We start from the raw sequence: 9472 nt of genomic DNA, 5'->3' as shown, positions 1-9472 counted from the left end.
TTCGCGTCGCTCCCCCCTTGGTGGCTGTGGCTGCGCCCCCGCCCCCCCGCGCGCCGCGCCGCCGCCGCCGGCCGGCGGCGGGGCCGCCGGCGGCCGCCCCCCCCCCCCCCCCCGCGACCGCCACGGGAGCGCGCCTGCACCCCCGCCGACCGCCGGAGGCCTACGCGTTGTAGAGGTCCGCCTTCCCCGGCGTCGGATCCTGGACCGCCGTGCTGAGGAACGCCGACCGGGAACCGAACTTCTCCGTGTCCACGCCGTTCTCGTCCAGCACCTTGATCGACGCCGCGTGCACCACCCGCAGCACCGGCGCCGCCGCCCGCAACGCGTCGTCGGCCATGAAGCGGTGCCGCCACGGCTGATCCGCCCACGCGTGCCGCAGCCCGAACGGCTCCGGCAGCCCGATCGTGCCGCCGAGCCAGTTCAGCAGCGGCGGATACCAGGTGAGCGGCGCGCGGACGGCGAGCCGGACCACCTCGCCCGCGGTGACCAGCGGGAGCATCACCTTGCGCGTCTCCCACGGCTTGAACGACTTGGCGACCTCCTTGGAGGGCGCCTCGGGCTTGCCGGTGAACAGCGGGTTCACCGGACCCAGCGCATGGCCGGTGACCTCGATGCGCAGCGTCTCGTGCAGCACGGTCACCGTGATCAGCATGGTGATGACCAACTGGCCGTCCCACAGCGTCCACTGCACACCCAGGTAGTGCCGGTCACCGGCACCGAACTGCTGCTTGTTGCAGATCTCCTGTATCGCGTGCGTCTTGACCTGGTACGCCTCGACGTCCGTGCCCTCCGGCCGGGACACCGCCTTCGCGTTCTCCCCGATCGGCGTGACGACCCAGTGCCGTATGGACGGCTTGGTGAAACCGCCGGTGTTCAGCGGACCGCGTTCCAGCATGCGCAGCTGGTCGTGGATGGACTTCACGACGTCCCAGCTGCGGAAGGGGTGGATCTCACGCGTCGGGTCGGCCGGTGCCAGGTCCTCGGCGAGCTGCCAGCTGCCCCAGCGCGTGCCCATGCCGAGTATGCCCTTGGGACCGGCGTAGAACACGGAGTTGGACTGCTGCTCGGCGCCGAGCTTGGCGAGGGACTGGCGCAGCTGCTCGGCCGAGGTCTCGTTCGGGTTGCTGGGGACCGCCTCGGGCACCTTGGCGCCCACGCCGCTGCCCGACAGGAGCCCGTCCCAGCGCTCCCGGAGGTCCCGGGCGGTGCCCTCGCAGATCCGCTTGGCCCAGAACCAGCCCACGACCGGCAGAACGACCGCCGCGCGGGCGTACCAGGCCCAGAAACCGGTGAAGGGCATCTTCACGAGGAACAGCACGGCCAGCGCGGCGATCGCGAGCAGCACCGCGGTGCCCAGCGCGCCGGCCTGCTTGTTCTCCGACTTGGCGACGGTGGTGCGGATCTGGAAGCCCAGCAGCCAGATCAGCATCCCGGGCAGGAAGAGCACGCCGCACAGCAGGATGACCGTGGACAGCCGGGCGTCGCGTGCCCTGCGGATGCCGTTGGCCGCCAGACAGTGCTCGACGACCACCTGCGGCTCCGCCCCGAAGGACTGGATGAGCGGCTTGCGGCCGCTGCCCAGCATGCGGTCGGCCACCGCGCGGGAGAAGGCCTCGCCGAGGTTGGGCCGGAAGATCGTGGCCCAGGAACGGCCCGCGTTGAGGGTCGTCTGGTGCCACTCGTTGTCGGCCTTCTTGATGTCCGCCAACTCGCTGTCCCGGTAGGCGGCCGACGCCAGCGCGAAGGTGGCCGTCTGGCCACCGTCGTCCGTGCGCGGCACCTGCGGTCCGAAGAAGTCCGCGTAACCGCCGTCAACGGCCATTCCCGCCCCCGATCGCCACCACTGTCGCTCCTGCGGCCTTCCCGACTTCCCTGCCCCGCACACCTGTTGATCTGGTCATCAGCGTATCCGCAGCCGGCGGCACGCGTCACCGGACGCCGGAAGGCGCCCCCACGCGCGCGGGTCGAGCCGCCGGGCGCGCCGTCGCGCGCGGGGCGGAGCGCCGCCGGCGCGGGCGTTCCCGCGCCGGACGGCCGGGCGCCGCTACGACGCCGCGCGCACCTCCTCGGGCAGCCGGTCGGCGACCTGCTGCGGCATCGGTTCGTGGCGCGCGTAACGGCGGTCGAAGCGCGCGGTGCCGTGCGAGAGGGAGCGCAGGTCGACCGCGTAACGGCCGATCTCGATCTCGGGTACCTCGGCCCGGATCAGGGTCCGGCCGCCGCTGGTCTGCTCGGTGCCGAGCACCTTGCCGCGCCGCCCCGACAGGTCGCTCATCACCGTGCCCACGTAGTCGTCGCCGACCAGGACGCTCACCTCGGCCACCGGCTCCAGCAGGTGGATCCTGGCCTGCGCCGCGGCCTCCCGCAGCGCCAGCGCGCCGGCCGTCTGGAAGGCGGCGTCGGAGGAGTCCACCGAGTGCGCCTTGCCGTCCAGCAGCGTGACCCGCACGTCGATCAGCGGATGGCCCGCCGCGACGCCCTTGGCGGCCTGCGCGCGCACGCCCTTCTCGACGGACGGGATGAACTGCCGGGGCACGGCGCCGCCGACCACCTTGTCCACGAACTCGACGCCCGAGCCGTTCGGCAGCGGCTCCACCTCGATCTCGCAGATGGCGTACTGCCCGTGCCCGCCGGACTGCTTCACGTGCCGCCCGCGCCCGCCCGCACGGTCCCCGAACGTCTCCCGCAGGGACACCCGGTGGGGTACGACGTCGACCTGGACGCCGTAGCGGCTGCGCAGCCGCTCCAGGGCCACGTCGGCGTGCGCCTCGCCCAGGCACCACAGGACCACCTGGTGCGTGTCCTGGTTGTGCTCCAGGCGCATCGTCGGATCCTCGGCGACCAGCCGCGCGAGCCCCTGGGACAGCTTGTCCTCGTCGGGCTTGCTGTGCGCCTGGATGGCGAGCGGCAGCAGCGGGTCGGGCATCTGCCAGGGAGCCATCAGCAGCGGGTCCTCCTTGGCCGAGAGCGTGTCCCCGGTCTCCGCGCGGGTCAGCTTGGCCACGCACGCCAGGTCGCCCGCGATCACGTGCGAGACCGGCCGCTGCTGCTTGCCGAACGGCGTCGACAGGGCGCCGATGCGCTCGTCGACGTCGTGGTCCTCGTGGCCGCGGTCGGCCAGCCCGTGCCCGGAGACGTGCACCGTCTGGTCGGCGCGCAGGGTGCCGGAGAACACCCGGACCATCGAGATCCGGCCGACGTAGGGGTCGGACGACGTCTTGACGACCTCCGCGACCAGCGACTCGCCGGGATCGCACATCCGCAGCTCGCGCCCGGCGCCCTCGGGCGTGGTCACCCGGGGTGCCTCCCGCTCCAGCGGGGTCGGAAAGCCACGGGTGATCAGCTCCAGCAGCTCGACCGTGCCCAGTCCCTGCCGGGCGCCCTCGGCCGCAGGAGCCGCGGCCAGCACCGGGAAGAACACGCCGCGCGCGACGGCCCGCTCCAGGTCCTCGATGAGCGTCTTGACGTCGACCTGCTCACCGCCGAGATAGCGCTCCATGAGGGTCTCGTCCTCGCTCTCCGAGATGATCCCCTCGATCAGCATGGAGCGGGCCTCGTCGATCACCGGCAGCTCCGCCTCGCCCGGCTCGGACGCCTCGCGCTCGCCCGACGCGTAGTCGAACAGCTTCCGCGAGAGCAGGCCGATGAGCCCGGTCACGGGCGCGTGCCCGTCGGGCGCCGGAGCCCCGCGCAGCGGCAGGTACAGCGGCAGCACGGCGTCCGGATCGTCCCCGCCGAAGGCTTCCGCGCAGATCCGCGTCATCTCCTCAAAGTCCGCGCGGGCGGCCTCCAGGTGCGTGATCACGATGGCGCGCGGCATGCCGACGGCGGCGCACTCCTCCCACACCATGCGGGTCGAGCCGTCCACCCCGTCGGAGGCCGAGACGACGAAGAGGGCCGCGTCCGCCGCGCGCAGACCGGCCCTCAGCTCACCGACGAAGTCGGCGTACCCGGGAGTGTCCAAGAGGTTGATCTTGATGCCGTCCCATTCGACCGGCACCAGGGAGAGCTGTACGGAGCGCTGCTGCCGGTGCTCCATCTCGTCGTAGTCCGAGACGCAGCCGCCGTCCTCCACGCGGCCCGCCCGGTTCACCGCTCCCGCGGTCAGCGCGAGAGCCTCCACCAGAGTCGTCTTGCCCGATCCGGAGTGGCCGACCAGCACCACATTCCGTACGGATGCGGGATGGTCGGCCGCCGTTGCCCTTCCGGCGGCTCCGGGATGGGTGTGGTGTGCCTTGTCGCCCATGTTCTGCCTCCCGTGCACGGTGAGGTCCCTGTGGGCGCGGACACGCGGGACCGCGTGCACTGGCGGCTCCGGCGACGCCCGCGGTCCTTCGAGCTTTCCACTCCCTTCACGCCGCGTCCATACGAAGGACCCGATCCCACCCGCCCACCGGCCGCCGGGACGGGGGGTCCGGGTGCCCGGCCCCCGCCCACGCGCGCGCGTGACTACGATGGGCCAGCCGGTGGCCAGCAGGGGCCGCGGCCACACCGACCGTCGGGAAGGCCATGCTGAACAAGTACGCGCGTGCATTCTTCACGCGTGTCCTCACACCGTTCGCCGCGTTTCTCATCCGCCGGGGCGTCAGCCCGGACACGGTCACGCTCCTCGGCACCGCCGGAGTGGTCGCGGGTGCGCTGGTCTTCTACCCCATGGGTGAGTTCTTCTGGGGCACGGTGGTGATCACGCTCTTCGTCTTCTCGGACCTCGTCGACGGCAACATGGCCCGCCAGCTCGGCCGCTCCAGCCGTTGGGGCGCGTTCCTGGACTCCACCCTGGACCGGGTCGCCGACGGCGCGATCTTCGGCGGGTTCGCCCTCTGGTACGCGGGCGCCGGCGACGACAACATCCTGTGCGCGGTGTCGATCTTCTGCCTGGCCAGCGGCCAGGTGGTGTCGTACACCAAGGCGCGCGGCGAGTCGATCGGCCTGCCGGTCGCCGTCAACGGCCTGGTCGAGCGGGCCGAGCGGCTCGTCGTCTCCCTGGTCGCGGCCGGATTCGCGGGCCTGCACAAGTTCGGTGTCCCGGGCATCCAGTACCTCCTGCCGATCGCCCTGTGGATCGTCGCCGTCGGCAGCCTCGTCACGCTCATCCAGCGCGTCGTCACGGTCCGCCGGGAGGCCGCCGAGGCCGACGCCGCCGCCGCGCAGGAGAGCCAGGGCACCGAGGCGGCCAAGTGAGCGCTCGGGACCGGCTGGCCGACGGCCTGTACGGCGCCGGCTGGAGCACCGTGAAGAGGCTCCCGGAGCCGGTCGCCGCCCGGCTCGGCCGGACCATCGCGGACGTGGCCTGGAAGCAGCGCGGCACGGGCGTGCGGCGCCTGGAGAGCAACTACGCGCGCGTGGTCCCGGGCGCGAGCCCGGAACGCCTCGCCGCCCTCTCGCGCGCGGGCATGCGCTCGTACCTGCGCTACTGGATGGAGTCCTTCCGGCTCCCCGCGTGGAGCGCCGAGCGGATCAGGAACGGCTTCACCGCCCAGGACCTGCACCACCTCACCGACGGCATGGACGCCGGAAAGGGCGTGATCCTCGCCCTGCCGCACCTGGCCAACTGGGACCTCGCGGGCGCCTGGGTCACCACGAAACTGGGCATCCCCTTCACCACGGTCGCCGAGCGGCTCAAGCCGGAGACCCTGTACGACCGCTTCGTCGCCTACCGCGAGTCCCTCGGCATGGAGGTGCTCCCGCACAGCGGCGGCACGGCGTTCGGCACCCTGGCCAGGCGGCTGCGCGACGGCGGCCTGGTCTGCCTGGTCGCCGACCGCGACCTGTCCGCCTCCGGCGTCGAGGTCGACTTCTTCGGCGAGACGGCCCGCATGCCCGCCGGACCCGCCCTGCTCGCCCAGCAGACCGGCGCGCGGCTGCTGCCGGTGACGCTCTGGTACGACGACTCACCGATAATGCGCGGCCGGGTGCACCCGCCGGTCGCGGTCCCGGAGTCAGGCACCCGGGCCGAGAAGACGTCTGTCATGACACAGGCGCTGGCCGACGCCTTCGCCACGGGGATCGCCGACCACCCGGAGGACTGGCACATGCTCCAGCGCTTGTGGCTGAAGGACCTCGATCCCGCCAAGGCACCCGCGGCGGCCGACGGACAGGGCGCCTCGTGAGGATCGGCATCGTCTGCCCGTACTCCTGGGACGTGCCCGGCGGCGTCCAGTTCCACATCCGGGACCTGGCCGAGTACTTCGTCCGCCTGGGCCACGAGGTGTCCGTCCTCGCCCCCGCGGACGACGACACGCCGCTGCCCCCGTACGTCGTCTCCGCCGGCCGCGCCGTGCCGGTGCCGTACAACGGCTCGGTGGCCCGGCTGAACTTCGGCTTCCTCTCGGCCGCCCGGGTGCGGCGCTGGCTGCACGACGGCGCCTTCGACGTCATCCACATCCACGAGCCGACCTCGCCCTCGCTGGGCCTGCTCACCTGCTGGGCGGCGCAGGGCCCGATCGTGGCCACCTTCCACACGTCCAACCCGCGCTCCCGCGCGATGATCGCCGCGTACTCGATCCTCCAGGCCGCCCTGGAGAAGATCAGCGCCCGGATCGCGGTGAGCGAGTACGCCCGCCGCACCCTCGTCGAGCACCTGGGCGGGGACGCCGTCGTCATCCCCAACGGCGTCGACGTCGACTTCTTCGCCGGCGCCGAGCCCAAGTCCGAGTGGCAGGGGGACACGATCGGCTTCATGGGGCGCATCGACGAACCCCGCAAGGGGCTGCCGGTGCTGATGCGGGCCCTGCCGAAGATCCTCGCCGCCCGTCCGCAGACCCGGCTGCTGGTCGCGGGGCGCGGCGACGAGGAGGAGGCCGTGGAGAGCCTGCCGAAGGAACTGCGCTCCCGGGTGGAGTTCCTCGGCATGGTCAGCGACGAGGACAAGGCCCGCTTCCTGCGCAGCGTCGACCTGTACGTGGCGCCCAACACCGGCGGCGAGAGCTTCGGCATCATCCTCGTCGAGGCCATGTCGGCCGGCGCCCCCGTCCTCGCCTCCGACCTGGACGCTTTCGCCCAGGTCCTCGACCGGGGCGCGGCGGGCGAGCTGTTCCCCAACGAGGACGCCGACGCGCTGGCCGACGCCGCGGTGCGGCTGCTCGCCGACCCGGAGCGCCGCGCCGTGCTGCGGGAGCGGGGCAGCGCCCACGTACGGCGCTTCGACTGGTCCACGGTCGGCGCGGACATCCTCTCCGTCTACGAGACGGTGACGGCGGGCGCCGCGGCGGTGGCGACGGACGACCGGGCGACCGGGCTCCGGGCACGCTTCGGGCTGGCCCGGGACTGACCGGCCGGCCCCACCGATAGGGTTGCGGCCCGTGACCGCAACCCTGATCTGGATCCTGGTCGTCCTCGTCGCCGTCGGCCTGTATCTCAGCTGGACGGCGGGACGGCTGGACCGGCTGCACGCCCGGATCGACGCCGCCCGCGCCGCCCTCGACGCGCAGTTGCTGCGCAGAGCCTCCGTCGCCCAGGAACTCGCCACCTCGGGCGTGCTCGACCCGGCCGCCTCCATGGTGCTGTACGAGGCCACGCACGCCGCCCGGCAGGCCGAGGAGGAGCTGCGGGAGGTGGCCGAGAGCGAGCTGAGCCAGGCTCTGCGGGCCGTCTTCGCCGATCCGCCGCAGGTCGACGTGTTGCGCGAGGCGCCCGGGGGAGAGGAGGCGGCCCACGAGCTGGCCGAGGCCGTACGGCGGGTCCCGATGGCCCGGCGCTTCCACAACGACGCGGTGGGCGCGGCCCGCCGGCTGCGGGAGCACCGCAAGGTCCGCTGGTTCCGCCTCGCGGGCCACGCCCCCTTCCCGCTGGCCTTCGAGATGGACGACGAGCCGCCGGCGGCCCTGGTGGACCGGGCCGCCTGAGCCGTCGCCGCTTCCCCGCTTCCTCCGCCGCCCGCGCCAAAACGATCCACCGGCTTCCCATTGGCCCTTGCTGTGGCCTGGTCCCCTCGCGTTTCCTCGTTGCTGCAAAAGCCCCCTTCCCCTCAGCGAGGTACCCGTGTCCAGCACGCTCTCCGAAAACCAGGCCCCCGAGACCGGCACCGCGCGCGTGAAGCGCGGCATGGCCGAGCAGCTCAAGGGCGGCGTGATCATGGACGTCGTCACGCCGGAGCAGGCGAAGATCGCCGAGGACGCGGGCGCCGTCGCGGTCATGGCCCTGGAGCGGGTCCCGGCCGACATCCGCAAGGACGGCGGCGTGGCCCGGATGTCCGACCCGGACATGATCGAGGGCATCATCGGCGCGGTCTCCATCCCCGTGATGGCGAAGTCCCGCATCGGCCACTTCGTCGAGGCCCAGGTCCTGCAGTCCCTCGGCGTCGACTACATCGACGAGTCCGAGGTCCTCACCCCGGCCGACGAGGTCAACCACAGCGACAAGTTCGCCTTCACCACCCCGTTCGTCTGCGGCGCCACCAACCTCGGCGAGGCCCTGCGCCGCATCGCCGAGGGCGCCGCGATGATCCGCTCCAAGGGCGAGGCCGGCACCGGCAACGTCGTCGAGGCCGTCCGTCACCTGCGCCAGATCAAGAACGAGATCGCCCGCCTGCGCGGCTACGACAACAACGAGCTGTACGCCGCCGCCAAGGACCTGCGCGCCCCCTACGAGCTGGTCAAGGAGGTCTCCGAGCTGGGCCGGCTCCCCGTGGTGCTCTTCTCCGCGGGCGGCGTCGCCACTCCGGCCGACGCCGCGCTGATGCGCCAGCTCGGCGCCGAGGGCGTCTTCGTCGGCTCCGGCATCTTCAAGTCCGGCGACCCGGCCAAGCGCGCCGCCGCCATCGTGAAGGCGACCACCTTCTACGACGACCCGAAGATCATCGCGGACGCGTCCCGCAACCTCGGCGAGGCCATGGTCGGCATCAACTGCGACACCCTCCCCGAGACCGAGCGCTACGCCAACCGCGGCTGGTAAGGCACCTGATCACATGACCGACACCCCCGTCATCGGCGTTCTGGCCCTCCAGGGCGACGTACGGGAGCACCTCGTGGCCCTGGCCGCGGCCGACGCCGTGGCCAGGCCGGTGAGGCGCCCCGAGGAGCTCACCGAGGTGGACGGCCTGGTCATCCCGGGCGGCGAGTCCACCACCATCTCGAAGCTGGCCGTCCTCTTCGGAGTGATGGAGCCCCTCCGCGTGTGCGTGCGGGACGGTCTGCCCGTCTACGGCACCTGCGCCGGCATGATCATGCTGGCCGACAAGATCCTCGACCCGCGCTCCGGGCAGGAGACGGTCGGCGGCATCGACATGATCGTGCGCCGCAACGCCTTCGGCCGCCAGAACGAGTCCTTCGAGGCGGCCGTCGACCTCAAGGGCGTGCCGGGCGACCCCGTCGAGGGCGTCTTCATCCGCGCCCCCTGGGTGGAGTCCGTCGGCGCCACGGCCGGGGTGCTCGCCGAGCACGAGGGCCACATCGTCGCCGTCCGCCAGGGCAACGCGCTGGCGACGTCCTTCCACCCGGAGCTGACCGGCGACCACCGAGTGCACCGCCTCTTC

Annotated in this window: 8 protein-coding genes; 6 read left to right on the top strand and 2 right to left on the bottom strand. The window is 72.6% G+C overall.

Translation table 11 applies throughout. The annotated features are described in order from the left end of the window. Positions 1-160: 160 nt before the first annotated feature. Together ACFC1X_RS32060 and ACFC1X_RS32055 are read right to left on the bottom strand one after the other, a co-directional pair. The gene (locus ACFC1X_RS32060; RefSeq protein ID WP_376360468.1) at positions 161-1822 is read right to left on the bottom strand and encodes a hypothetical protein; all 1662 of its coding nucleotides are present in this window, start codon (positions 1820-1822) and stop codon (positions 161-163) included. Positions 1823-2044: 222 nt separating this feature from the next. Next, entirely contained in the window at positions 2045-4246 is a 2202-nt protein-coding gene (locus ACFC1X_RS32055) for an elongation factor G-like protein EF-G2 (RefSeq protein ID WP_376360465.1), read from the bottom strand. Between the two features lie 263 nt (positions 4247-4509). On the opposite strand from ACFC1X_RS32055, the gene pgsA reads away from it, so the two are divergent. The 6 genes from pgsA to pdxT form a co-directional block, all read left to right on the top strand. Further along, positions 4510-5181 (top strand): phosphatidylinositol phosphate synthase, encoded by a 672-nt coding sequence (gene pgsA, locus ACFC1X_RS32050; protein WP_376360462.1) that lies wholly within the window; start codon positions 4510-4512, stop codon positions 5179-5181. Beyond that, entirely contained in the window at positions 5178-6110 is a 933-nt protein-coding gene (locus ACFC1X_RS32045; protein ID WP_376360459.1) for a phosphatidylinositol mannoside acyltransferase, read from the top strand. The genes pgsA and ACFC1X_RS32045 overlap by 4 nt, the downstream gene beginning before the upstream one ends. Beyond that, positions 6107-7270 (top strand): glycosyltransferase family 4 protein, encoded by a 1164-nt coding sequence (locus ACFC1X_RS32040; protein WP_376360456.1) that lies wholly within the window; start codon positions 6107-6109, stop codon positions 7268-7270. The genes ACFC1X_RS32045 and ACFC1X_RS32040 overlap by 4 nt, the downstream gene beginning before the upstream one ends. Positions 7271-7301: 31 nt before the next feature. Continuing rightward, positions 7302-7844 carry a hypothetical protein gene (locus ACFC1X_RS32035; RefSeq protein WP_376360453.1) on the top strand — a complete coding sequence of 181 codons (543 nt, stop codon included), beginning with the start codon at positions 7302-7304 and terminating at the stop codon, positions 7842-7844. A 136-nt stretch (positions 7845-7980) separates the two neighbouring features. Beyond that, entirely contained in the window at positions 7981-8892 is a 912-nt protein-coding gene (gene pdxS / locus ACFC1X_RS32030) for a pyridoxal 5'-phosphate synthase lyase subunit PdxS (protein WP_087810331.1), read from the top strand. A gap of 13 nt (positions 8893-8905) precedes the next feature. Further along, positions 8906-9472, top strand: a 567-nt coding sequence (gene pdxT / locus ACFC1X_RS32025) for a pyridoxal 5'-phosphate synthase glutaminase subunit PdxT (RefSeq protein ID WP_376360450.1), incomplete at its 3' end; no start/stop codon positions are given.

Origin of the sequence: Streptomyces sp. NPDC056128 (assembly GCF_042263835.1) — a bacterium.
GTDB lineage: Bacteria > Actinomycetota > Actinomycetes > Streptomycetales > Streptomycetaceae > Streptomyces.
This window is presented reverse-complemented; position numbering and strand designations above follow the sequence as displayed.

What these genes read in the sequence shown, in the direction of transcription:
- ACFC1X_RS32060 (WP_376360468.1), bottom strand. Translation starts at nt 1,822, where the DNA reads ATGGCCGTTGACGGCGGTTACGCGGACTTCTTCGGACCGCAGGTGCCG.
- pgsA (WP_376360462.1), top strand. Translation starts at nt 4,510, where the DNA reads ATGCTGAACAAGTACGCGCGTGCATTCTTCACGCGTGTCCTCACACCG.
- ACFC1X_RS32055 (WP_376360465.1), bottom strand. Translation starts at nt 4,246, where the DNA reads ATGGGCGACAAGGCACACCACACCCATCCCGGAGCCGCCGGAAGGGCA.